This window comes from Clostridium tertium (assembly GCF_017873245.1).
Taxonomy (GTDB): domain Bacteria; phylum Bacillota; class Clostridia; order Clostridiales; family Clostridiaceae; genus Clostridium; species Clostridium tertium.
In genome coordinates, this window is record NZ_JAGGJY010000012.1 from 16770 (window position 1) to 41522 (window position 24753).

A 24753-nucleotide genomic window follows, 5' to 3' on the forward strand; every position below is an offset into this window, starting at 1 on the left:
AATACCAACTTTTATATTTAAAATTATTCTGCCTTTAAAGCAATTGCACATTCAATTCTCTTCTTTTGCATTTTACAACCAACTTCATAAGGTATTTTCATATCGCCATTGAAGCTAAAGTTATTTGCTTGACATCCTCCACTACAATAGAATCTTGCCCAGCAATCTCTACATTTAGGCTTGTTGTATATATGAGCTTTTTTAAATTCTCTTCCAAGGTCTTTATTGTATGTATCATCATATATACTTCCAAGTTTAAATTCTTCTTTTCCTACAAATTGATGGCATGGATAAACATCTCCCTGTGGAGTTATTGCAACATATTCAAATCCTGCTCCACAACCTGAAATTCTTTTATAAACACATGGTCCACCATTTAAATCAACATTAAAATGATAGAAGTTATACTCTCCATTTTGTTCTCTTTTTCTTCTTGCCATATCTTCATATAATTTATCATAATTTTTCATTATTTCTGGTAAATCTTCTTCTCTTAATGCAAGAGGATGTCCTTTTTCTAAAACCACTGGCTCTATAGAAACTTCATCAAAGCCTTCATTTACCATAGCCATTACATCTTCAAAGAAATCAGTATTTGCTCTTGTAAATGTTCCTCTAACATAATACATCTTTCCAGGTGTTCTCTTTTTTATCATCTTCTTTATATTTGGAAGTATGTCATCATAAGATCCACTTCCATCAACTTTTATTCTAACATTATCATTAACACATTTTCTACCATCTAATGAAAGTATGATATTTCCCATTTCCTTATCCATGAAATCCATCATATCATCATTTAAAAGAGTAGCATTTGTTGTCATTGTAAATCTTATATTTTTCTTCCACTCTTTTTCATTTTCTCTCGCATACTTTATTATTTCTTTTACAGTATCCATGATCATAGTTGGTTCTCCACCAAATAAATCTATTTCTATGTTTCTTCTTGGACCACTTCTTTTTACAACATAATCTATTGCCTTTTTAGCAGTTTCTAATGACATGATACCCTTATGTCCATTATATTCTCCTTCATCTGCAAAGCAATATTTACATCTTAAATTACATCCATGAATTATATTTAGGCAAACTGCCTTTATATAATCTCTATCATCCATTGATCCATGAGCTATATCTTCATACTTATCTTCTGAATATAATAGTCCATCTTTTACAAGTTCCATTATTTCATCATAGGCTTCTATAATAGTTTCTTTATCATATTTATCACATAAAAGCTTTAATGTTTCTTCCTTATCCTTCATTCCATCATCATGTACTAAATCATATACTAGCTCGTCTACTATATGAACAGCTCCTGTATTTACATCTAATACAAAATAATTATCACCTTGTTTAAATTTGTGTATTAAAGACATTTTCTATCCCTCCAAAAGCTTTGCTTAACATAAAAAGTAAGCAGCAACTTAATTGTTGCCGCTTCTTGTTAATTAGTTTTCACACTCTAAGTTTGCAACTGTACATGAAGTTTTGCAAGCTGATTGACATGAGTTAGCACATTCTTTACAACCTGGTTTTACTAAGCTGTTTTTGATATTAGTCTTATTGATTGTCTTGATATGTTTCATGATTATACTCCCCCATTCTTCCAAAATACCCAAAGATTATAACATAAAAAATTCACTTATAAAAGATTAAATTTCTAAATTTGGTGAATTTCTTATTATGTAACCGTTATATGGTATTCTAACTCCTACTCCTGTTACATCAAATTCATAATCTGTATCTTGTAATGCTTCCTTACCTTGTGCTAAATTTAGCGCTATTCTATAAAGAACTTTTGCTTTTTCTTCAGCATCTTGCAAAACTGTACCTGTCATAAAGCCTTTTTTAATCATTTCCCTAACTTCCTCTGTTCCACCTATACCTACTACTGATATAAACTTATTTGGATCACCTAAATTATACCCTTTTTCTTGAAGTGCCAAGACAGCACCTATTGCCATATCATCATTATTTGAAATTATTACTTCAATATTATCGCTATATTTATCAAATAAAGACTCAATCTTTTGTTTAGCACATTCTTTTTCCCAGTTACACACTTCAGAAGCTATTTCATTAGTTTTAATTCCACTTTCATTTAAAAATCTTATAACACATTCACTTCTTAATTGAGCTTCTACATTATCTTTTTCTCCTTCTAATAATATATAATCTAAACTACCATTTCCATTCTTATCCTTTATATTTTCATTTTTTATCTCATTAATTATCATTTCACTTTTAATCTTACCTGCATCACAAGCTTGTGTTCCTACATACAAAGATTTATTATAAGATTTAATTCCATTCAATGATAATGGCTCTCTATTAAAAAATATTACAGGAATATTATTTTCCTTGATTTTATTTATTACAGAATCTGATTCATGTACATCTACAATATTTAATAGTATTACATCTACTTTCATTTTTATAAGTTCATCAATTTGCTTATTCTGTAATTCTTGATTTCCTTCAGCATTATAGAATATAAAATCTATTTCATCTTTATTTTCACTTTCAAGTTTTTCTAATTGTTTTTTTATTTCAGAAATATAATAAATATCTTCATTATATAAAAGTACTCCAGCTCTTAATGGTGTTGTATTAATTGTATTAGCACTTATATCTAACCTAAATATGTTTATAATTATAATCACTACAATACTAAATAAACTAACTTTTTTCATATTATTCTTCACATCTCCTTTATTTACTAATACAGTTATCTATATAATTTTTTTATCACTTTATAATTTCAAATATTATTTGCATACTCTATAATTTAAGAAGTATTATTAATCATAAAAATAACTATATATAATTCTACTATAATTTTTTAATTTCTTCCTAAACTATAAATTCTAACAGTTTTTTCCTTAACAATCTATTTGTAATTCTTATTTAAATATAAAACTCAAATTATAAATTAGGTGAATTTCTTACTATGTAACCATTATACGGAATCCTAACACCTACGCCTGTTACGTCAAATTTATACTCTGTATCTTGCAATGGTGGGTTCCCTTGAGCTAAATTTAAGCCTATTCTATAAAGTGCTTTAGCCATTCCTTCAGCATCTTGTATAACTGTACCTGTCATAAATCCATTTTCTATCATTTTTCTAGCCTCAGTTGTTCCATCAACTCCTACTACAGATATGAACTTATTTGGATCTCCTATGTTATATCCTCTTTCTTGAAGTGCCAATATAGCTCCTATTGCCATTTCATCGTTATTTGAAATTATTACTTCAATATTATCTCCATAATTTGAAAATAAAGACTCAATTTTATTTTTAGCACATTCCTGTTGCCAATTACAATATTCAGATGCTATTTCATTAGTCCTAATTCCATTTTTATTTATTGATTTTATAACACATTCACTTCTTAACTGCGCTTCTATATTATCTTTATCGCCTTGTAATAATACATAATCTAATATACCGTTTCCATTCCTATCCTTTATATTTCCACTTTTCATCTCATTAATTATCATTTCACCTTGAATTTCACCTGACTCACATGCTTCAGTTCCTATATATAAAGACTTTCCATAAGATTTAACTCCCTTTAATGATGAAGGTTCTCTATTAAAAAATATTACAGGAATATTATGTGCTTTAATTTTGTTTATTATTGAATCTGCTTGATGTATATCCACAATATTTAATAATATTAAATCTACTTTCATATTTATGAGTTCATCTATTTGCTTGTTTTGCAATTCTTGATTTCTATCGGCATCATAAAATATAAAATCTATTCTTTCTTTATTTTCGTTTTCTATTTTTAACAAGTAATCTCTTACTTCAGAAATATAATAATCATCTTCATTATATAGTAGTACTCCTGCTCTTATAGGCTTAATGTTCGTTGTATTAGCATTTATATCAGCACTAAATATATTTAATATTATAATTACTATAATACTAAATAAACTTACTTTTTTCATATTATCCTCCACCTTTTCTGCAATTATTAATAAAGTTTTTATATCTGAATTTATTTTTATTCCTATATATTTTTGTAATTTGAAAATTTAATATTTATATTTATTCTTACAAGTTATAATTCCTAGAATTAGTATTAATCATAAAGGCATTTTTAATACCAATTTAAAATATGATTTACAACTCTTATTTTCCATATACTTAAATATAAAGAATAAATTACAACTTGTAATATTAGTAACATACTGATATTATAAATTTAGTCTTAAGTAACTTCCAAGTGGAGTGAAATAGATGTTACACAAGTTTATTGTGGAGAGTGATTATGGCAAATCACTCTTTTTTATTTAAACTCATTTTTATTTTTTATATTCAATAAAAAGTATAGCTATATAAATTAGCTTTTTCTTTGGTTTATTTTAAAGTTAACGTAAACTTATATAGATATACTTTAAAAATAAATAAATTAAATAAAAAATAAAGGTCTTTATAGACCTTTATTTTTTATTTACTACTTCTCTTTAATTTAATAACATATTTACAATCCTTATAGTTATATAAAATATCAATTTTATATATTTGATGAATTTCTTATTATATAACCATTATATGGTATTCTTACTCCTACCCCTGTTTCATCGAATTTATATTCTGTATCTTGCAATGGTTCTTTTCCTTCTGCTAAATTTAATCCAATTCTATAAAGAGCTTTTGCCTTTGCTTCTGCATCATGTAGAACTGTACCTGTCATAAATCCATTTTCTATCATTTTTCTAGCTTCAGTTGTTCCATCTACACCTACTACAGATATAAACTTATTAGGATCTCCTATATTATATCCTTTTTCTTGCAGTGCTAAAATAGCTCCTATGGCCATTTCATCATTATTTGAAATTATTACTTCTATATTATCCCCATATTTTGAGAATAAAGATTCAACCTCTTTTTTTGCACACTCTTTTGACCAATTACAAACTTCATTAGCTATTTCATTAGTTTTAATTTTATTTTCATTTAAGGATCTTATAACACATTCACTTCTTAACTGCGCTTCTATATTATCTTTTTCTCCTTCTAATAATACATAATCTAAACTGTCATTTCCATTTTTATCTTTTATATTTCCATTTTTTATCTCGTTTATTATCATTTCACTTTTTATCTTCCCTGCATCACAAGATTCTGTCCCTACATATAAGGATTTATTATAAGATTTAATTTCATTTAAAGATAGCGGCTCTCTATTAAAAAGTATTAAGGGTATATTATTTTCTTTAATTTTATTTATTATTAAATCTGCTTCATGTATATCCACAATATTTAATAATATTAAATCTACTTTCGTCTTTATAAGTTCATCTATTTGCCTATTTTGCAATTCTTGATTTGCATCTGCATCATAAAATATAAAATCTATCATTTCTTTATTTTCATTTTCTATTTTTAATAAATGATTTCTCAATTCTGAAATATAATAATCATCTTCTTTATATAGTAATACTCCTGCTTTTATAGGATTTATATTAATTATCTCAGCATTTATATCTAAACTTAAGGTATTCATAATTATACTTATTATAAAACTAAATAAACTTATTTTTTTCATATTCTCCTCCACATCATCTTTAGTTCATTAATAAATTAACTTTATATAATTTTATATTTATTTCTACTTATATTTTGGAAAATAAAATTTATATAATCATCTTCTATATAGTTTAATCTTTAAATTAGTATTAATCATAAATATATTTTTAATACGCTATTAAATTATTAATATAAATTGAAAATATTTCATTTAGCAAACTCATTAAATAAAACTTAATAAAATTTAGAGTTCTAATCTTCTATATAATTTAAGACATAGTCTAAACTATAACTTGAATCATTCATAATATATTGCTAATATAAATTTAATCTTAAGTCACTTTTAAGTGGAGTGAAATAGATATTATACAGGTTTATTGTAAATAGTGATTATGGCAAATCACTATTTTTTTATTTTAACTCACTGTTATTTTTTATAAATCAACTTAATATTTTGATAGTTAGATTTAATTGTTTTTATACTTTACAAAAAAAGGCCTATAAAAGACCTTTTTTCATAAGTTTATATTTTTATTTATTATTTAAATGCTCTTCTAATTTTCTTATATTACTCTTTTTACCTATAACTACTATTAAATCATTTTCCCTTAAAATATAATTTGGGTCTACTTCTATTATAGTTTCTTCATCTCTTTCCAATGCAATAATATTTAAATTAAAATCATTTCTTATTTTAGATTTTAATATTGATTTTCCATCTATTTTTGAAGTAACCCTTAACTCCTCTATATGAATATCATTATTTAACTCAATAAATTCTAATGCTTCTTCATTTAATAATCTATTTGCAATTCTAATTGCCATATCATTTTCAGGATATACAATTTCAGCACCTATTTTTTTTAATACACACCCTTGTTCATATGTTATTGCTTTGGAAATAACTCTCTTTACTCCCATATTTATTACATTTAATGTAGTTAAAATACTTACATCGATCTTCTCTCCTATACATACAAATACAGTTTCACAATTCTGAATTCCTGTTTCTTCTAAGGTTTCCTTATCTAAATTATTAACTACAAAAGCATTTTCTGTAAGAGATCTAATTTGCTTTATCTTATTTTCATTATTGTCTAATACTATTACTTCCTTACCTGCTTCTATTAAAGTCTTTGCCAAAGCAAAACCAAATCTTCCTATTCCAATTATTCCAAACTCAATTTCAGGTCTATGATTAAACATTATCTACCTCTCCTATCCTATTATAACTGTTTCTTCTGAATAATAAGCATTTGCCGTTTCTTTAAAATACCAAATTGTAGCAATAGTCATTGGTCCAAGTCTTCCTATAAACATGATTATTGAAATTATAATTTTACTTAAATCAGTAAGGTTTGGTGTTATTCCTGTTGATAACCCTACTGTTCCAAAAGCACTAGTTACTTCAAACAATAGTTGCATAAAGGTATAATTAGGCTCTAACACACTTAATATAAAGGTTCCTAGGCAAACAACGAACAATGCTAATATAGTTATATTAAAAGCTTTAAATACTGCACTAGTAGGTATCTTCCTTTTAAAAGCAATACAATGTTTATTTGTAGCTGTACTATAAATACTTTTATATAATGTAAATATAGTAGTAGTCTTTATACCACCACCTGTTGACCCAGGAGATGCTCCAATAAACATTAAAATAACTAATACAAATAATCCTGCATTTGTAAAATTGCTTAATGAATAGGTACTAAATCCTGCTGTTCTCGCAGAGGTACTAAAAAAGAATGCTCCAAGCCAAGAAATCTCTTCAGTAAACTTTAATAATATTGTTCCAATTACTAATAATATAGAAGTCATTGTAATTACTACTTTTGTATGTAAACTAAACTTTTTAAAGGATCTTTTCATTAAAATTTCTTTAATTACTAAAAACCCTAATCCTCCAAATATTATTAATCCGCATGTAGTCAAATTTAATAAAATATTATTTTGGTATGGTATTAAATTTTGAAGTCCTCCAAGTATATCAAATCCTGAATTATTAAATGCTGCAATGGAATGAAACATACTTATTCCTAATGCATCTAATGGCTTATAGTCCTTTGAAAAAACTAAATAACTTAATATTACACCTATTGTCTCGAATGTTAATGTCATTAATAGCACTGATTTAACTAATCTTACTAGTCCCTTCATAGATTCTAAATTCATAGACTCCTTGATAAGTGTTCTTTCCTTAATTCCTACTCTTTTCCCCATAAGTAAAATAAAACCCACACCTACTGCTGTCACTCCTAATCCACCTATTTGAATCAATAAAGCTACCACAGTTCGTCCAAAAACAGTAAATGTATCAGCTGTATCTATAGCTATTAATCCAGTTACACAAACTGCACTGGTAGAAGTAAATAACGCATCTACAAAAGAAACTTTAGCGCCACCATTTATAGATATTGGTAATTTTAATAAAATTGCTCCTATAATAATAACTGATAAAAATCCTAAAACTATAATTCTACCAGGCTTTAATTTCTTCATTAATTTCATATAAAGCTCACCCCTTTGTGACGTCTTTTTATTATTATTTCCTTATATTAATAATTTTAGAATTGAAATAAATTCCTATCTTCTTCATGATCTGAATATATTAAAATCTTACTTTTTCCCCACAAAATTTACCATGATTTTTATGATTAATTATATATAGACTCCTATGTACTGTCAATTTTATTATTCTTATTCATATTCCTATAAAAATTGCAATAGATTAAAATAACCCACTCTAATTTCCTTTATCTTCTTAAATCGTTGCAAATTCTTACTTTAATTAAACAAATAAATATTTTAATAAAAAAACTCCGTATCAATTTTAAATTGATACGGAGTTTTTATTAAATTTATTCATCCCATCCTTCAGGGAATTCAGCATTGTGGTAGATCTCTTGAACATCATCATCATCTTCAAGTAAGTCTAACATCTTTTGGAACTTCTTAGCATCATCTTCGTTGATTTCAGTATATGTATCTGGAACCATCTTAACTGCTGCTTCTAAGAATTCTAATCCATTTGATTCTAATGCTTCTCTGACAGTACCAAAATCTTCTGGTGTAGTTGTTATAACAAACACTTCCTCTTCAGCTGCGAAATCTTCTGCACCAGCATCTAAAGCAAGCATCATAATTTCATCTTCATCTTTATCTTCTCTTTCAATAACAATTTCACCTTTTTCTTGGAACATGAAACCTACACAACCTGTTGCTCCCATGTTTCCACCACCTTTAGTGAAAGCACTTCTTACATTTCCTGCTGATCTATTTTTGTTGTCTGTTAAAGTTTCAACTATTACAGCAACTCCTGATGGACCATAACCTTCATAAACTATTTTTTCATAATCAACTCCAGCAAGTTCTCCTGAAGCTTTCTTTATTGATCTTGTTATAGTATCATTAGGCATATTTGCTGCCTTTGCTTTTGCTATTACATCTCTTAATTTTGGATTAGTGTCGGGTACAGGGCCACCATTTTTAACTGCAATAACAATTTCTTTACCTAACTTTGTAAAGATTTTCCCTCTTTTAGCATCCGCTTTTCCTTTTTTATTTTGTATATTATGCCATTTTGAATGTCCTGACATTTTTATTCCTCCCAACATTAATCAAAAATTTTATAAATATATTGGAATTATAACACAATTATATTATTATGACAAACTTTCTTATATATTCTTAAATTAGTAATATGCTACATTATTATAATTATATTTTTTAAATATAATTCAATTAATAGTCTATACAATAAAACTAATAATATCTTAATAGTTAATATATTCATAAGTAAATTACAAATTTTATAATTTTAAATCAACTTATAAAGCCTATTTTCTTCTTTAAAATATATTCCTTCATCTTGCTTATCCACTTTTATTTTCCCATTTGATATTTCAATTATCTCTTTTTCAATATCACTAGCTTTTTCTATTTCTGCTAATATATGAACAACCACTTTATCTGTATACTCTGTATCTTCTATATACCAGTTATTTTCATTGCATTTATATTGAATTTTACCTAACATATCATAATCCATATGAAATAATAGTCTTACTCCATTTACTTTTTCAACTATTCCACCAGCCTTTAAAGCTATAGATGCTCCCTTTGTATATGCTCTAGTAAGCCCTCCTGTACCTAATAATATTCCACCGTAATATCTGGTTACTACTATTGCACAGTCTGTTACATTACTTTTTTTCATTACTTCAAGTATTGGTATTCCTGCTGTTCCTTGTGGTTCACCATCATCGCTATATCTTTGAATCCCCATATTTTCTCCAATAACATATGCAAAACAATTATGAGTGGCTTGTTTATGTTTATTTTTAATTTCTGATACAAATGCCTTTGCTTCTTCTTCACTTTCACATCTTTTCGCATAACCAATAAATTCTGATTTTTTCTCTACAAAACTATCTTCTCCAAAATCTCTTATAGTAATGTAACTCATTAAAGTTCCTCCTTAATTAAACCTATACCTTTTATTATCTTATCTTTACTTACTTGTGAGAAACCAATTCTAAAAAAGTAATCTCCATTTTTGGAATCTCTATAAAATATTACTCCTGGAGTAATAAATACATTTTTTCTTTTTAACTTATAGAATAGCTCCTTAGATGTTATACTTTTATCTTTTAATTTTATATAAAAATAAAGTCCTCCTTTAGGATCTATATATGTTACTTTATCTAAAAGCTCATCTTCAATTAAACTTTTTATTAATTTATATTTTTTCTTATATTCCCTACATTGGTAAGCAATATGCTCTTTCCAAAATCCTTCACTTATATAAAGTTCCAAAGCCCTTTGCATAAGACTTGAAGTAGTAATATCAGTATTTATTTTAGAACTTTGTATAATTTCATTAAATGAAGCTGGTGTTACCATATACCCAAGTCTTATTCCTGGTAAAAATATCTTTGAAAAACTTTTTATATAAATAACTCTTTCATACTTATCAAGTTTTTTCAATGGTTCATGAATTATATTATTATCATATATAAGTTCAGATAAATAATCATCTTCTATAATATAGAAATCATATTTTTTTGAAAGATCTAATAACTTTAGTTTTTTTTCACGGCTATAACTTATACCAGTAGGATTTTGAAAATAACTCATAGTGTAAAAACAACTGATTTTATTCTTCTTTAAAATTTCTTCAAATTCATCTAAATCTACGCCATCTTCTTTAATTTCTATTTCAAATATATTAGCTCTTCTCCATTTGAATACCGATAATGCTCCCCCATAAGTTGGCTTTTCTACTATAACATTATCATTTATATTTACGATAGCTTTTGATGCTATATCAATCCCCTGTTGTGCTCCTGAAACTATTAATATATTATCTAAATCTAATTTATTGTTCCAAAAAGATTTATTTATGGTTTCTCTTAGTTTTTCATATCCAAGAGGTTCTTTTATTATTAAAGCATTTGCTCCATCCCTATCTAGAACCTTATTTATTACAGATTTAAATTCATTTATTGGGAAATAAACTTCTGTATTTGTTTCTCCCGTAAAATCTATAATCTTTTCCAGTTCCTCTGGTAACATATTTTTAAATATCTTAGAATATTCTCTATTAAATAATGATGTTAGTTCTTTTCTTTTAGCATATGTTCCAGAACCAACTTTTTGAAAAGCATATCCATCTGATTTTAGTTTTTTATATGCATTTACTATAGTAACATTATTTACTTCTAAGATATCTGCTAATTCCCTTATAGTAGGTAATTTTTCTCCATCACTTATATCTTTATTATCTATTAATTTTCTTATACGATTTGCTATTTGTACATATTTAGGAATTTCCTCTTCAAAAGATATCTTAAAAAATTCTTTCATACTTCCCCCAAAGCAACTTATTTTTTATAACTATATACATTTTCAACAGCAAGTAAGCTTCCCTTCGAATCTCTAAATTTTCTTTCACTTCTTGTCAAAATATTATTCTTATATAATAGTTTTAATATTTCTTCAAATTTAATATTAAAATTTTTAAAATATGAATTATTCTTAATTTCAAAAGCACTTAAAGGCTTATCCGTTTCTTTTATATAATCTAATATATCTTTTGCGGACATTTCAATATTATATTCTAAGTAATTTTCAATGTAATTTAAAACACTTTTTATATTTTCATCATTAATATCAGAATAAAAAAGCTCTCTAACCATTTCATTAAGTTCATCATTCAAATTACACGCCATCGTTAATGAATCCTTGCTTACAGTATAGCCGTTAATACTTAAATAAAGATTAGAAAAACTACTTAGTGCTCTAATTAAAAGCTCAGAAGCAGTATACCTACTTCCTGTACTTAGATACTTTTTACAAATTCCTATTTCTTTCAATGTGTTTCCTAAATAAACTAAATTCCATCGTCCTTTATCTAAATCCATTACATATATAAGCCTTTGATAAAGTTCTGTTATTTCCTGATCAATTGAATATATTAACTTAGAGGATATAAGGCAATTTTTTATTATATCTCGCTTTCCTGCTTCAAGAAAATTCTTTTTGAAAGCGTCCTTACCTAAAAATTTTATATGTATTGGTATATCCATAATCTCTGAGTATAAATCTCTTACCTGTTCAAATTCATCTTTATATATTACAAATAAATCTATATTTGATTCTTCCCATAAATCACCAGTAACCATACTTCCAAATACAAAAATGGCTATTACGTCAGTATTTTTCATAAGAATTTCTGTAATTTCCTTATATGATTTTTGATAATCTATAATTGATTTCACCATTAATACGCCCCCTTATTATTTACTATTGTATTACTACAATTTATTATATAAAAAAACTGCAATAAAGTCTAATCTTCATCGCAGTCATCATCTTTTTTACTATCATTCTCAGAATATTTATCATCTTCATTTAAACAGTCAAAACATGATTTATAATCGTTTGGTAAATCTCCACATCTTTCAATATCATTTTCAACAGCGCGCCTATATATAGCATTTCTTTTCTTTAAAGTATCTAAAACACAATAAGCTTCTTTTACTATTTCATGCGTTAAATCAACTGGAAGTTTAATCTGCCTCTTTTTTGCATATGCATTAGATTGTAAATTTTGTGCTGCTATAGATATACCTTGTGCTGATAAAGAAAGAAAATATAGTTCATCTAATAGTGGTTTAACCTTTCTATCATAAAAGTATTTTTCTTCTTCACCACCTATAATTATTGAACCTATATTTGTTTGCATACTGTTTACTGCAGCAGATAAAGTTGTTACTTTAGCTACTGCATCATCCACAGAGTTGCAAGATGAATGATTTAATGCATCTGATGTATCATTTAATCCTGATGTATTATTCAACTGCGTATTATTACCAATTATTGCTGCTTGATCATCTTCAATAGTTATATCTTCTTCGTCATTTGATGAATCTATTGCTACCTCATATATCATATTTTGCACTTAATCATCTCCATAACTTGTTTGTTACAGTATATTCTTAAGTAAGTATGTTTATTATAAAATCACTTGATTTGTTATAAGCTTCGTCATCTACTTCAACAACCATAAATGTTCCATTATCTCGATAATCTTCTTCTAAAACTCTTCCATTTCTATGAAGATATGAATTCATATCACTCCTATCATAAGGAATTAAATATTCACATTTTTTCATTTTATAAGGTAATTTTTCTTCTATTAAGTCAAGAAGATTATCTAAATTTATACCTTCTTTAGCTGATATTTCAATTATTTTATATTCTGAACATGCCTTTTTTACTTCTTCTACTTGTTCCTCTGTAGCTCTATCTATTTTATTTAGAACTAATATAGTTTCTTTACCTTTTGCCCCAAGCTCTTCTAAGACTTCTTCTACAGCTTTTATTTGATCAAGTGCAGAATCTGAAGAAGTATCTACAACATGACATAAAAGATCTGAATATATTACTTCTTCTAAAGTTGATTTGAATGCTTCAACTAAATCATGAGGCAATTTTCTTACAAATCCTACTGTGTCTGTTATAGTAACTATGCCTTTATTTTTTAGTATTATGGATCTTGTAGTTATATCTAAAGTTGCAAATAGCATATCTGCTTCAAAAACTTTTTCTTTTCCTTGTATCTCTTTTTGAGCTGCAACATCACAAAGCTTATTTCTAAGAGTTGATTTGCCTGCATTTGTATATCCTACTAATGATACTCTAGGAATACTTTCTTTTGTCCTTTTTTCTCTTTGGACTTCCCTTGTTTTCTTTATCTTTTTAAGTTCATCATTTAAATCATATATAGTTTCCTTTATATGTCTTCTATCAGTTTCAAGCTTCTTTTCTCCTGGACCTCTTGTTCCTATTCCACCGCCTGTTCTTGAAAGTACTGTTCCTAAGCCTTGAAGCCTACTCATTCTATATTTAAGTTGTGCTAATTCAACTTGAATTTTTGATTCTTTACTTCTTGCTCTCCTTGCAAATATTTCTAAAATTAAAGTTGTTCTATCTATTACTTTAGCACCTGTAGCAGCTTCTAAATTTCTAACTTGGGAACCTGATAGTTCATCATCAAAAATTATAAGATTTGCATGCTTACTTTGTCTTAAACTAGCTATTTCTAAAACCTTTCCTTTTCCTATATAAAAAGCTGGATCAATTTTACTTCTACTTTGATATACTGAATCTAGTACTGGTATATCACAAGCTTTTGTAAGCTCCTTAAGCTCCTCCAAACTTTCTTTAGTATCAGATCCAACTAAAATAGCTTTTTCCCCTTCATCTTCAATAATATCTTTTTCTTTAATCATACTTTCTATATGTTGAATTTTATCTAATATATGAATTGAAAGTACTTCTTCAATTGTAAAATTTAATTTTTCTTCATAGTCTAATAAATCATCTGAAATTGTTATCATTCCTAAAGAGCAATCTGTAACATTACCTTCATGTACTCCTATTGCCATAATTGCATCAAGCTTTAATTTTAATAATGCTGATATATCAAGAGCAGATAAATTAGAAAAGCCATTAGGATGTGTATGTATAACTCTAACACCTGACAACCTTTTTTCTCTTATGTCTATCATAGATACTTCAACTGAAGTTGAATCTCCAATAGCAACAGAAACAACCTTACCTCTTCTATCTACTGCAACGCTTATTTCCCTATCCAAAATAGAAGTCAGCCTTGAGATTACCTCTATTATTTCTACACTACATGCCTCATCCTTTAAAACCTTTACTTTATAAAGCCTTTCAAGCTCATCTAAATAAGTTTTTTTAATACCATCTATATTTCCAAATATCATTAATACCACCTCACTTATATACTATTAACAACTTTCATATAATTCTATACTATTAATTAGATATTGTAAATATAGCCAAATCAATATAATATCTATGTTTATCGAATCAAAATACCATTTATATTATATAAATTATATTGAATTAATTACATATAATAAATAATAACATATAAATTCATATTATACTTTATAAAAACTTAAAGTATGGTGAAAAAGTCTTCAAAAATGAGTTGCAAGAATTTGAAATAATATGTAATATAAAAATAATAATATAATTAATATTGCAAAAGCTAATTATAAATTGATTAAGTATAACTATTATAAATATTTTATAATGTAATTTTTATAAAATATTGGGTTTTATATAGAACATTTTAGGAGGATTAAACTAATGGATGACAAGAAAAGAAACATACTTTTTACAGAAGAGCAAATCAAAACTAGAATAGCAGAGCTTGGAAAGGTTTTAACTGAGGAATATAAGGACAAGAAACTTTATGTGCTTCCACTTCTTAGAGGTAGCTTTGTTTTTGGAGCAGATTTATTTAGAGCTATTGATTGCAGGGCTAAAGTTGGTTTTATGACTACATCTAGCTATGGGCATGGAGAAGAAAGTACTGGAGAAGTTAAAGTTGTAAATGACATTCCTGATAATATAGAAGGATGGGATGTATTAATCGTAGATGATATCATAGATACTGGCTACACTATGGAATTTGTAGTAGATTATGTAAAAAAACGTGGAGCTAATTCAGTAAAAACTTGTACTCTATTAGATAAACCTTCAAGAAGAAAGGTTGATTTGAAACCAGATTATTGTTGTTTTGAAATAGAAGATCTATTCGTAGTAGGTTACGGACTTGATTATGAAAGCTTCTATAGAAATGTTCCTTATGTATTTAACTGGGAATCAAAATAAAAATACATATTTATTTTTTAATATATCAATTAATAATATACATGTAAGTAATTAGATATTAAATATACTTGATTAATCTACCCCAAATTATAAAAGCTCCTAAAATTGGGGCTTTTATAATTTGGGGTAGATTTAACTAAATCATTTCTTTATTTTTGTAATTTTCTTATTTTCTCATGAATATTTTAACTTATAAATTGGCTAATGTATCTTATCAGTCGTTAATTGTTATTTACTTTCAAGGTTTATTTAGCTCAATTGCAGTATTAGGAATTTTCCCAACTATTATTGTTTCTGCAACTGGTATTTGGCATGCTACTTCTACATCCCTACTATTTAATGGTACTACTATCTTCATCTTCATATTAACATTCAAATAAATCTTATGTCTTGTTTGATTTATTCCTGCACTTTCAAATACCGACTCATAACTGCTAGTTATGTTTCCTATTTGAGTCATTTTTATATTCACTTTAGGCCCCAAATTATAAAAAACTAAATTTTTAGTCATATATCCTAAGGGAACTTCTAACCCCATCTCTTGTAATTTCCCAAATTTATCGTTAGATGCTAAAATCAATTTTGACGATAGATAATTTAGTTTTACAGTATCGGCTCTTAGCATAGTTATATTTCCATCATTATCTTTTTCTATAATTATCATGTCAGAATAATCAAATTGATTTGAATAAATATCCAAAGCTGTTTCATTTATAATCTTTGTTGCTTCTCTTTTTAACTGCTCTTCTCCTATAGTTAAAACAGCCGGTAAAATATTTTTATCAAAAAAATACAATATAGAATTAAATAAGACACAAATGGCAATAATACCCAATATAAGTTTGGGATGTTTAATTTGAAATCGCATTTTAGGTTTTTTTGTATAATACTTCATAGACACCTTCTTGAGTTATTATTTTACTCTTTATATAAATATGCTATAATATTCTATATTATTTATTTTATACTTTAAATAATTTTAAATTGCAAGGGAGGAACAAATGGCTACTAAAGATACTTCTAGAACAGAAAAAAGCCAAGCTAATGTTAAGAAAAATAAAAACAGCGGCAAAAATTCTAAAAAGAAAAAAAATCAACCTAAATATAAGAAAATTTTGAAAGGTACTTTTCTTGGAATATTAATAGCAGGGCTTCTTTGCTTTGTTGTTGGACTTGGTTATGTATTTGCAATAATTAAAAGTACTGAACCTCTTGACGTAAATGCGGTCCTAGCTTTAAATGAACCTTCAATGATTTATGATAGTGAAGGTCAATATATTGATAATCTACCAACTCAAGAAGAGAGGTATAAAGTAAATTTAGATGAAATGTCCAAATACTTAAAAGATGCTTACATTTCAATTGAAGATGAACGTTTTTATAAGCATCCTGGCGTAGATATAAAAAGAACTTTAGGTTCAGCTTTAAGATCTGCAAAATATTTCTTTACAGGAAGCGGAAACGTGCAAGGTGGATCTACTCTTACTCAACAATTAATAAAAAATACATTATTAACAAACGATGTTAAAATTGAAAGAAAAATTAGAGAAATTTATCTTTCACTAAAACTAGAAAGTAAACTTACAAAAGATCAAATATTACAAGCATACTTAAATACCATTCCTCTAGGTGGTAAAATTTACGGAGTTGAAGCTGCTTCAAAGTACTATTTTGAAAAAAGTGCTAAAGATTTAACTTTACCTGAATCTGCATTTATTGCTGGTTTAACTCAAGCACCTAGTGCTTATAGTCCTTATGATCCTGAGAATATTGCAGATCCTACAATATACTTAGATAGAACAAAAACCGTTCTTATGAAAATGAGGGATTTAGGTTATATAACTCAAGAAGAATATGACGAAGCTTATGCTTTTACAGATGCAAATCAATTTGCTTTTTCTCAAACAGTCATTAATTACAAAATTAATTATGAATGGTTTGTATATCCTGCTTTAGATCAAGTAAGGAGAGATTTAAAGGATGTATATAAATATACTGATGAAGAAGTAGATAGATTATTTGCTACTGGTGGTTTGAAAATTTATACTACTATGGATAGAAAAATGCAAGATTCTACTCAAGCTGTTTTAAATGATAGAAATAGCATTCAACAACTTGATATATATGCTAATCCAGAGGTTACCGATGAAAATGGAACTCCAGCACTACAAGCTGCTGCTGTAATTATGGATTATAGAACAGGCCAAATTAAAGCTATGGTTGGTGGTAGAGGTGAGCAACCTGCTAGATCTACAAATAGAGCTTATTATGCTTTAAGATCTATAGGGTCTACTACAAAACCTTTAACTGTTTATGGACCTGCAATTGATACTAAAACTATTACTGCTGGTACTATCCTAGATGATGCTGGTCTTCCATCATCTATTCAAAGTAAATATGGTGGATATAATCCAGCAAACTGGAACAAAGTTTCAGACGGATTAATTACAGCAAGACAATCACTTGCATTATCTAAAAATGTACCAACAGTTCTTATTGAAGACAAACTTGGTATTGAAACTGGATTAGCCTATGGGGAAAAATTAGGATTAGTCTATAGTGAAGAATCAAAAGGTATAGCTACTATATCTTTAGGTGAATTTACAGAGGCCGAAGAAAACCCTGATGGTGGTAATCCATATATTCTAGCTTCTGCCTTTGGAAGCTTTGGTAATAACGGCTTATATACTGAGCCTATATTATATACTAAAGTTGTTGATGCTACTGGTAAAGTTATATTAGAACCTAAACTTAATCAAACACAAGTATTTTCTCCTCAAACTGCATATATAATGAGAGATTTACTTAAAGGTCCTCTAAGCTTTGATGGTTCTTTAGCTAAGATTCCTAATATGCCTGTAATAGGTAAGACTGGTACAACTAGCAATGTTACAGACTTTTTATTTGCTGGATTAACCCCATATTATTCAGGTGCAGTATGGATTGGTTATGATAATCGTTCTGCAATGGGAGGTGCTAGTTATAGTTCTTCAGCTGCTTCATTATGGGGTGCTATTATGGCTCCAATACATGAAAACTTAGAATATAAAGAATTTGATGGAAATCCTGGCGGTGTTACTAGTGTTGCTATTTGTAAAGACTCTGGAAAAAGACCTACAGATTTATGTAATAAAGATCCAAGAGGTTCAAGGGTATATAATGAGTTATTCATTGCTGGAACTGAGCCTACAGGAGTTTGTGATGTTCACGTAACAGCGAAAGTTAATAAAAACAATAACAAACTTGCAACAGAAAATACTCCAAAGAATTTAATTGAAGAAAGAGTATTTATAAAGAAAGCTAATCCTTCTTCTGGTACAGCTGATTATCAATATGTACTTCCAACAGAAAAAGATGATACAAAATATGTTCCAAAGGATGAAGCATTCAATTTATCTGATTTAGGAATAACTATAGGAAGTAACGCTGATAATGCTATAGAATTGTTAAAATCTAAAGGAGTAAATGTAAAGATTTCTAACAATGATGCTAAAACTAGAATAATTAAGAGTTTGTCAGCTGATAAAGCTAAAAAAGGTGATACAATAACTATAGAATTGAAAGACTCTGAAGAAAATAATAATGGCGAAAATAACAATGAACCTAACAACAATGGCAATAATACCAACAATAACAATACTCCACCACCAAATTCTGATAATGATTAATTAAATACATCAAAAAGAGAATCTATTAGGTTCTCTTTTTTTATCTACTTTCCATTATCTACTTTTTATTATGCATAAGTTGTCAGAATCTAATTCATTATAATGCATGTATTCATATAAAACCACTTATTTATCGTATTTTATGAATTTTATCAACTTTTTTCTTGCATTTTCCTTATGTTTAATATATTATAATCTAAGATGAAATTTGTATTATTTACGAAAGAAAAGGGGGATTTTTATTTTATGGAATTTTTTAATAATATAATCTTAGCATTTAATGATTTTTTATGGACTTATGTACTAATAGCCATGTTAATTATAATTGGACTTTACTTTACTATAAAAACTAGATTTGTTCAATTTGGAAACCTTAAAGAAATGTTTAGACTTCTTGGAGATGGCGCTACTGCTGAAAAAAAAGAGCATTCTGTTTCATCTTTCCAAGCCTTTTGTATAAGTACTGCTTCTAGAGTTGGTACTGGTAACCTTGCTGGTATTGCAACTGCTATTGCAATAGGTGGTCCTGGTGCTATCTTTTGGATGTGGCTTATAGCACTTGTTGGAGCAGCCTCAAGTTTTATAGAATCAACTTTAGCCCAAATATATAAGGTTAAAGATGGACATACTTTTAGAGGTGGTCCAGCTTATTATATGGAAAAAGGACTAAAAAAAAGATGGATGGGTGTTACTTTTGCACTACTTATTACAATTGCATTTGGATTAGTATTCAATTCAGTCCAAGCAAATACTATTACTCTTTCTCTAAACAATTCATTTGGATTTAATAGAGCATTCATTGGGGCATTGATAACAATATTTACTACTATCATTATTTTTGGAGGAGTTAATAGAATTGCTAAGGTTTCGAGTATTTTAGTTCCAATTATGGCAATAGCCTATATAGTTGTTGCGCTATTTATTGTTGTCAAAAATATAGGTCAAATTCCTTCAGTCATAAAATTAATATTTGAAAATGCATTTGGTATAAATCAAATTGTTGGTGGTGGAATCGGTGCTGCATTAATGCAAGGTATAAAAAGAGGTTTATTCTCTAATGAAGCTGGTATGGGTTCAGCTCCAAATGCTGCTGCCACAGCAACCGTATCACATCCTGTTAAACAAGGTTTTATACAAACTCTTGGTGTATTTACTGATACAATAATAATATGTAGTTGTACTGCATTTATAATTTTATTATCAGATGCTCCACTTGATGGCACTGTAAAAGGAATAGAACTTACTCAAATAGCACTTAACTCTCAAGTTGGTTCTTGGGGTGGAATCTTTATTTCAATTTGTATTTTATTGTTTGCATTTAGCTCTATTGTTGGAAATTATTATTACGGCGAGGCCAATATTCAATTTATAACTGATAAGAAGATTTACTTACAAATTTATAGAATTGCAGTAGGCGCAATGGTATTCTTTGGCTCACTTGTCAGCATGGATATTGTTTGGAATTTAGCTGATGTATTTATGGGCTTTATGGCTATAATAAATTTAATAGCAATTGTATTACTAAGTAAGATTGCGTTTAAAGCATTAGATGACTATAAGAAGCAAAAAAGATCTGGAATAAAAGATCCTGTATTTGATGCTTCATCAATTCCTGAACTTTCTGATGAAGAAATAGAATGGCAATCAAATAATGAAAATGATATAGCTGTTTAATATAAAAGAGATTTGAATAAATTTAATATTCAAATCTCTTTTTTGCTAGTTTTATTTATTTTTCTTAATTTATTGCTACAGTATCTAAATTGAAATTTATTACTTCTCCTGAATCAGCTCTTACACATATAGAATATACTTCTTCTTTTTTATCATTATTAATTACTTTTACATTATAAATATATGATAATACCATTTCATTATCTTTTACAGCGACAAAAGCAATCATAGGATTCTCCAAATCACTAACTTTAAAATTAAGATTGACAAAGTGTCCTTTTGCTATATCTCCAGCCTTAACTTCATCAATGTTTATTTCTTTGATATGTTTTATATGATCCAACGGATAGTTTGAATACCCTTCTAACTTTCCTTTACTTTTATCAATTACTACACTTATTTCCTGCTTATAGTAAGGATATCCATCTTTACACTTATAAAAAACTATATTATAACATGGACTATTTTCCTCTTCTCTTGACCTAACTTCTTTAAATTTGAACTCATCATTAGTAATTTCATTAACATACTTTGTTGCTAAATTAATAGCTTTTTTTTCATCTATAACTTCATTTGTAAATGTACTTCCTAAATTTTTATTAGAAAATCCCAGCACATTATAATCTTTATCTATATCTACCCCATAATTTCCAACTATAACAGAGTATTGTATTTGGGAACTTTTATTAGCTAGTTTATTTAAAGTTGCTTCTTCATCTATTTTACTATTATTTTTATATTCCTCTATTATATTACTATCCGACAAATTTTCTATAAATTTCTTTGCTACAATAACTTCTTTTGTTCCTTTATTTAGTATGTTGTTTATCATAAATACTATAAGAACTAATAATACTGCAATAACTATACTGAAAACTATAGTTCCTTTTTTTAGTCTCATTGTATCCTCCTTAACTTCTTGTATTAATTTTAATCCTATAACTATATTTTCTTAATACAATAATTTTAATAAAATCTTAATTGTTATATTTATATTTTACATTATACAAGTTATAATATAAAGTATTTTTTACTTTTTAAAGTTAATAATATTTAATATTATTAACTTATTTTAAACATACTTGTATTTATATACTATTTATTCTATAATCCATGTATACAATTAATTTACTATAAATGGGGGATTTTAATATGAATTTATCAAAATTAATAGAACAAAAGAAAAAAGAAAAAGCTAAGAAAGAAAAAGCTAAAGTTGCTAAAAATGTAGCATTAGGAGCTACTATTGGTGTTGCTGCTGGACTAGCTAGTGGATTATTATTTGCACCTAAGTCAGGTAAAGATACTAGACAATCATTAAGGAAAACTGCTAATGATTTAAATAATACAATTAAGAGTAAAGCTATAGATGTTACTGAGGATGCTAAGAGTAATTTTAGTGATGCTAAAAGTAAAATTGCAAAATATCTTGAGTCAAAAAAAGCTATAACTAACGATTCTTTAGAGGAATCTTCAAAAGAAATGACAGAAGAAAGTGATAATAACCTTCAAGAAAATTCAAATATTTAATTAAATAGTATGCTTATTTTATAAATATTAAGTGAGGATATATAATATGACTATTACTATTAATCTTAATACTCTTTTATTAACCATTATAGTTATCGTTTCTGTTATAGCTTTAATTTATTTAATTTTAGCCCTAAGAAAACTTATTGTACTTATTGATACTATAAATACAACTCTTAAAGATAATAAAACAAATTTAGATAGTACTATACAGAATTTAAACGGAATCTCTGAAAATGTTAAAGATATAAGTGATGTTGCTGTTGAAACTACAGCAGAAGCTATTGTTATGAAGGATGGAATTGTTAATCAATTAGATACTATAAAAGATATCATAAATATAATAGTTGGAGTATTTTTAAAAAAATAATATACATATGTTATAGGACAGTAAATAGTTGATTAAAACAACTATTTACTGTCCTATTTAAATACTTCATTCTTTATTTTATGCATCCTATTATATCTTTTATATCTTTAATACCTTGGTCTATACAAAACTTTTCCATTTCGTCTATTATTTCTTTTCCTGCCATAGGGTTTATAAAATTTACTGTACCTATTTGAATTGCAGCTGCTCCTGCCATCATAAACTCTATTGCATCTATTCCATTAGAAATACCACCTAATCCTATTACAGGTATGCTGACAGCTTTTGATACTTCATGTACCATCCTTAATGCTATTGGCTTTACAGCCGGTCCTGAAAGTCCTGCATATATATTATTGAATATAGGCTTTCTTTTATACGGATCTATTGCAAATCCCTTCAATGTATTTATTAGTGATATTGAATCAGCACCAGCGTCTTCACAGCTTACTGCCATTCTCACTATATCTTCTGCATTAGGAGAAAGCTTAACCATAAGAGGTTTATCTGAAATTTTCTTTATTTTAGAAACAACTTCATAAGCTACATTTGACTTTATTCCAAATGCCATTCCCCCTGATTTTACATTAGGACATGATATATTAAGTTCTATCATATCTATATCGGTATCTCTTAATTTTTGAATTGCTTCCTCATAATCCTCAATACATCCTCCACCAACATTTGCAATAATATTGGTGCCAAGTTCCTTCATTTTAGGAAGTTCTTCTTTTATAAATCTGTCTATTCCAGGATTTTGAAGTCCAACTGAATTCATCATTCCTGATGGTGTTTCATATACTCTTATTCCTTCATTACCACCTTTAGGATTTAAAGTTAATCCCTTTGATGATATTCCTCCTAAAATTCCAACATCATAAAAGTTATTATATTCTGCTCCAAAACCAAAGGTTCCTGATGCTGCTATTACTGGATTCTTAAACTCTATTCCATTTATATTTACTTTCAACATTTACAAAACTCCTCCTTTGATTTTAAAGTTCAACATAATATCCATCAAATACTGGACCATCTTTACATGTCCTTTTATTTCCATCCTTAGTTTTACATGTACATACAAGACAAGCCCCAACTCCACAAGCCATATGTTTTTCCATAGATACATATATTTTTACATTTTTTTCTTTACATATATCTATAACTTTTTTCATCATTATTTCTGGACCACAGCAAAGTACGGTATCATATTCCTCTACATTAAGGATCTCAGTTATAAATCCCTTATGCCCATAGTTACCACTATTAGTGCTTATATATGTTCCATCTACATAATTCTTTATTTCATCTATTAAATAAATTTCATCCCTAAATCCTGCATATAAATCTAATTTAGAGGCATTATTATTTTCTTTAAGCTTTTTAGCTACCTCAAGCATTGGTGCAGTACCTATACCACCAGAAACCAATGCAACTCTACCAAGCTTTTCATATACATTAAATCCATTTCCTAATGGTCCAGTAAGGTTTATATAATCTCCTTTTTCTAAACTAACATATTCTTTTGTGCCATTTCCAACAACTGCATATAAGAATGTTATAGTCCCTTCATTTTTTTCACATACACTTATTGGCCTCGGAAGTAATGTTTGTCCACCTAATTTCAACATGTAAAATTGTCCAGGCTTTACTTCATTATTATCTTCTACAAGCATTTTGTATATTCCATCCACTATCTTTTCGTTTGATATAACTTTTGATTTAGTATACGATACCTTCATTAGTTT

General features: G+C 27.5%; 22 protein-coding genes. 5 read left to right on the forward strand and 17 right to left on the reverse strand.

The annotated features are described in order from the left end of the window. Nucleotides 1-23: 23 nt before the first annotated feature. From scfB to hflX, 13 genes are all read right to left on the reverse strand, one after another. Nucleotides 24-1379 carry a thioether cross-link-forming SCIFF peptide maturase gene (gene scfB / locus J2Z25_RS12990; RefSeq protein WP_209740918.1) on the reverse strand — a complete coding sequence of 452 codons (1356 nt, stop codon included), beginning with the start codon at nt 1377-1379 and terminating at the stop codon, nt 24-26. A gap of 72 nt (nt 1380-1451) precedes the next feature. Next, nucleotides 1452-1589: a six-cysteine ranthipeptide SCIFF gene (gene scfA / locus J2Z25_RS12995; protein ID WP_016208429.1), complete on the reverse strand. Its 138-nt coding sequence runs from the start codon at nt 1587-1589 to the stop codon at nt 1452-1454. Nucleotides 1590-1655: 66 nt separating this feature from the next. Then, nucleotides 1656-2696 carry a galactose ABC transporter substrate-binding protein gene (locus J2Z25_RS13000; protein WP_008679459.1) on the reverse strand — a complete coding sequence of 347 codons (1041 nt, stop codon included), beginning with the start codon at nt 2694-2696 and terminating at the stop codon, nt 1656-1658. A gap of 232 nt (nt 2697-2928) precedes the next feature. Continuing rightward, nucleotides 2929-3963, reverse strand: a complete 1035-nt coding sequence (locus tag J2Z25_RS13005; RefSeq protein WP_209740919.1) for a galactose ABC transporter substrate-binding protein — start codon at nt 3961-3963, stop codon at nt 2929-2931. A 569-nt stretch (nt 3964-4532) separates the two neighbouring features. Further along, nucleotides 4533-5567: a galactose ABC transporter substrate-binding protein gene (locus J2Z25_RS13010; protein WP_209740920.1), complete on the reverse strand. Its 1035-nt coding sequence runs from the start codon at nt 5565-5567 to the stop codon at nt 4533-4535. A gap of 512 nt (nt 5568-6079) precedes the next feature. Further along, complete coding sequence (locus J2Z25_RS13015) at nt 6080-6754, reverse strand: potassium channel family protein (protein WP_008679463.1); 675 nt, start codon at nt 6752-6754, stop codon at nt 6080-6082. A 12-nt stretch (nt 6755-6766) separates the two neighbouring features. Next, complete coding sequence (locus tag J2Z25_RS13020; RefSeq protein ID WP_209740921.1) at nt 6767-8059, reverse strand: TrkH family potassium uptake protein; 1293 nt, start codon at nt 8057-8059, stop codon at nt 6767-6769. A 350-nt stretch (nt 8060-8409) separates the two neighbouring features. After that, nucleotides 8410-9147 carry a YebC/PmpR family DNA-binding transcriptional regulator gene (locus J2Z25_RS13025; protein ID WP_008679466.1) on the reverse strand — a complete coding sequence of 246 codons (738 nt, stop codon included), beginning with the start codon at nt 9145-9147 and terminating at the stop codon, nt 8410-8412. A gap of 221 nt (nt 9148-9368) precedes the next feature. Then, nucleotides 9369-10016, reverse strand: coding sequence for a YigZ family protein (locus tag J2Z25_RS13030; RefSeq protein WP_008679469.1), 648 nt, complete (start codon nt 10014-10016; stop codon nt 9369-9371). Next, the gene (gene pdxR, locus J2Z25_RS13035; protein WP_209740922.1) at nt 10016-11416 is read right to left on the reverse strand and encodes a MocR-like pyridoxine biosynthesis transcription factor PdxR; all 1401 of its coding nucleotides are present in this window, start codon (nt 11414-11416) and stop codon (nt 10016-10018) included. The genes J2Z25_RS13030 and pdxR overlap by 1 nt, the downstream gene beginning before the upstream one ends. Nucleotides 11417-11433: 17 nt before the next feature. After that, the gene (locus J2Z25_RS13040; RefSeq protein WP_209740923.1) at nt 11434-12333 is read right to left on the reverse strand and encodes a nucleotidyltransferase domain-containing protein; all 900 of its coding nucleotides are present in this window, start codon (nt 12331-12333) and stop codon (nt 11434-11436) included. Nucleotides 12334-12401: 68 nt separating this feature from the next. After that, nucleotides 12402-13013 carry a hypothetical protein gene (locus J2Z25_RS13045; RefSeq protein ID WP_209740924.1) on the reverse strand — a complete coding sequence of 204 codons (612 nt, stop codon included), beginning with the start codon at nt 13011-13013 and terminating at the stop codon, nt 12402-12404. Nucleotides 13014-13050: 37 nt separating this feature from the next. Continuing rightward, on the reverse strand, nt 13051-14847 hold the full coding sequence (gene hflX, locus J2Z25_RS13050; protein ID WP_209740925.1) for a GTPase HflX: 1797 nt from the start codon (nt 14845-14847) through the stop codon (nt 13051-13053). Nucleotides 14848-15238: 391 nt separating this feature from the next. Here hflX and hpt point away from each other — a divergent pair, with 391 nt between their 5' ends. Then, complete coding sequence (gene hpt, locus J2Z25_RS13055) at nt 15239-15766, forward strand: hypoxanthine phosphoribosyltransferase (protein ID WP_008679476.1); 528 nt, start codon at nt 15239-15241, stop codon at nt 15764-15766. Between the two features lie 238 nt (nt 15767-16004). Here the strand turns inward: hpt and yunB are convergent, their stop codons facing one another. Further along, the gene (gene yunB, locus J2Z25_RS13060; RefSeq protein ID WP_209740926.1) at nt 16005-16661 is read right to left on the reverse strand and encodes a sporulation protein YunB; all 657 of its coding nucleotides are present in this window, start codon (nt 16659-16661) and stop codon (nt 16005-16007) included. Nucleotides 16662-16767: 106 nt separating this feature from the next. Between yunB and J2Z25_RS13065 the strand changes: the two genes are divergently transcribed. Next, nucleotides 16768-19434, forward strand: coding sequence for a transglycosylase domain-containing protein (locus tag J2Z25_RS13065; protein WP_245173351.1), 2667 nt, complete (start codon nt 16768-16770; stop codon nt 19432-19434). A gap of 246 nt (nt 19435-19680) precedes the next feature. Continuing rightward, nucleotides 19681-21108, forward strand: coding sequence for an alanine/glycine:cation symporter family protein (locus J2Z25_RS13070; RefSeq protein WP_209740927.1), 1428 nt, complete (start codon nt 19681-19683; stop codon nt 21106-21108). 64 nt (nt 21109-21172) lie between these two features. Here J2Z25_RS13070 and J2Z25_RS13075 read toward each other — a convergent pair whose 3' ends face one another. Continuing rightward, nucleotides 21173-22009 (reverse strand): hypothetical protein, encoded by an 837-nt coding sequence (locus J2Z25_RS13075; protein WP_209740928.1) that lies wholly within the window; start codon nt 22007-22009, stop codon nt 21173-21175. A gap of 251 nt (nt 22010-22260) precedes the next feature. On the opposite strand from J2Z25_RS13075, the gene J2Z25_RS13080 reads away from it, so the two are divergent. Together J2Z25_RS13080 and J2Z25_RS13085 are read left to right on the forward strand one after the other, a co-directional pair. After that, the gene (locus J2Z25_RS13080) at nt 22261-22638 is read left to right on the forward strand and encodes a YtxH domain-containing protein (protein WP_209740929.1); all 378 of its coding nucleotides are present in this window, start codon (nt 22261-22263) and stop codon (nt 22636-22638) included. Nucleotides 22639-22684: 46 nt separating this feature from the next. Next, nucleotides 22685-23008 (forward strand): hypothetical protein, encoded by a 324-nt coding sequence (locus tag J2Z25_RS13085; protein ID WP_209740930.1) that lies wholly within the window; start codon nt 22685-22687, stop codon nt 23006-23008. A 73-nt stretch (nt 23009-23081) separates the two neighbouring features. On the opposite strand, the gene J2Z25_RS13090 is transcribed toward J2Z25_RS13085, so the two are convergent. Together J2Z25_RS13090 and J2Z25_RS13095 are read right to left on the reverse strand one after the other, a co-directional pair. Beyond that, complete coding sequence (locus J2Z25_RS13090) at nt 23082-23981, reverse strand: dihydroorotate dehydrogenase (protein WP_209740931.1); 900 nt, start codon at nt 23979-23981, stop codon at nt 23082-23084. A 22-nt stretch (nt 23982-24003) separates the two neighbouring features. Then, nucleotides 24004-24747, reverse strand: coding sequence for a dihydroorotate dehydrogenase electron transfer subunit (locus J2Z25_RS13095; protein ID WP_209740932.1), 744 nt, complete (start codon nt 24745-24747; stop codon nt 24004-24006). Nucleotides 24748-24753 lie beyond the last annotated feature (6 nt).

Excerpts from the sequence above, each read along its gene's own strand:
- J2Z25_RS13095 (WP_209740932.1), bottom strand. The coding sequence starts at position 24,747 with ATGAAGGTATCGTATACTAAATCAAAAGTTATATCAAACGAAAAGATA.
- J2Z25_RS13065 (WP_245173351.1), top strand. The coding sequence starts at position 16,768 with ATGGCTACTAAAGATACTTCTAGAACAGAAAAAAGCCAAGCTAATGTT.
- J2Z25_RS13075 (WP_209740928.1), bottom strand. The coding sequence starts at position 22,009 with ATGAGACTAAAAAAAGGAACTATAGTTTTCAGTATAGTTATTGCAGTA.
- J2Z25_RS13015 (WP_008679463.1), bottom strand. The coding sequence starts at position 6,754 with ATGTTTAATCATAGACCTGAAATTGAGTTTGGAATAATTGGAATAGGA.
- yunB (WP_209740926.1), bottom strand. The coding sequence starts at position 16,661 with ATGAAGTATTATACAAAAAAACCTAAAATGCGATTTCAAATTAAACAT.
- J2Z25_RS13085 (WP_209740930.1), top strand. The coding sequence starts at position 22,685 with ATGACTATTACTATTAATCTTAATACTCTTTTATTAACCATTATAGTT.
- J2Z25_RS13000 (WP_008679459.1), bottom strand. The coding sequence starts at position 2,696 with ATGAAAAAAGTTAGTTTATTTAGTATTGTAGTGATTATAATTATAAAC.
- J2Z25_RS13040 (WP_209740923.1), bottom strand. The coding sequence starts at position 12,333 with ATGGTGAAATCAATTATAGATTATCAAAAATCATATAAGGAAATTACA.
- scfA (WP_016208429.1), bottom strand. The coding sequence starts at position 1,589 with ATGAAACATATCAAGACAATCAATAAGACTAATATCAAAAACAGCTTA.
- J2Z25_RS13010 (WP_209740920.1), bottom strand. The coding sequence starts at position 5,567 with ATGAAAAAAATAAGTTTATTTAGTTTTATAATAAGTATAATTATGAAT.
- J2Z25_RS13005 (WP_209740919.1), bottom strand. The coding sequence starts at position 3,963 with ATGAAAAAAGTAAGTTTATTTAGTATTATAGTAATTATAATATTAAAT.
- J2Z25_RS13025 (WP_008679466.1), bottom strand. The coding sequence starts at position 9,147 with ATGTCAGGACATTCAAAATGGCATAATATACAAAATAAAAAAGGAAAA.
- scfB (WP_209740918.1), bottom strand. The coding sequence starts at position 1,379 with ATGTCTTTAATACACAAATTTAAACAAGGTGATAATTATTTTGTATTA.
- J2Z25_RS13030 (WP_008679469.1), bottom strand. The coding sequence starts at position 10,016 with ATGAGTTACATTACTATAAGAGATTTTGGAGAAGATAGTTTTGTAGAG.
- J2Z25_RS13070 (WP_209740927.1), top strand. The coding sequence starts at position 19,681 with ATGGAATTTTTTAATAATATAATCTTAGCATTTAATGATTTTTTATGG.
- hpt (WP_008679476.1), top strand. The coding sequence starts at position 15,239 with ATGGATGACAAGAAAAGAAACATACTTTTTACAGAAGAGCAAATCAAA.
- J2Z25_RS13090 (WP_209740931.1), bottom strand. The coding sequence starts at position 23,981 with ATGTTGAAAGTAAATATAAATGGAATAGAGTTTAAGAATCCAGTAATA.
- pdxR (WP_209740922.1), bottom strand. The coding sequence starts at position 11,416 with ATGAAAGAATTTTTTAAGATATCTTTTGAAGAGGAAATTCCTAAATAT.
- hflX (WP_209740925.1), bottom strand. The coding sequence starts at position 14,847 with ATGATATTTGGAAATATAGATGGTATTAAAAAAACTTATTTAGATGAG.
- J2Z25_RS13080 (WP_209740929.1), top strand. The coding sequence starts at position 22,261 with ATGAATTTATCAAAATTAATAGAACAAAAGAAAAAAGAAAAAGCTAAG.
- J2Z25_RS13020 (WP_209740921.1), bottom strand. The coding sequence starts at position 8,059 with ATGAAATTAATGAAGAAATTAAAGCCTGGTAGAATTATAGTTTTAGGA.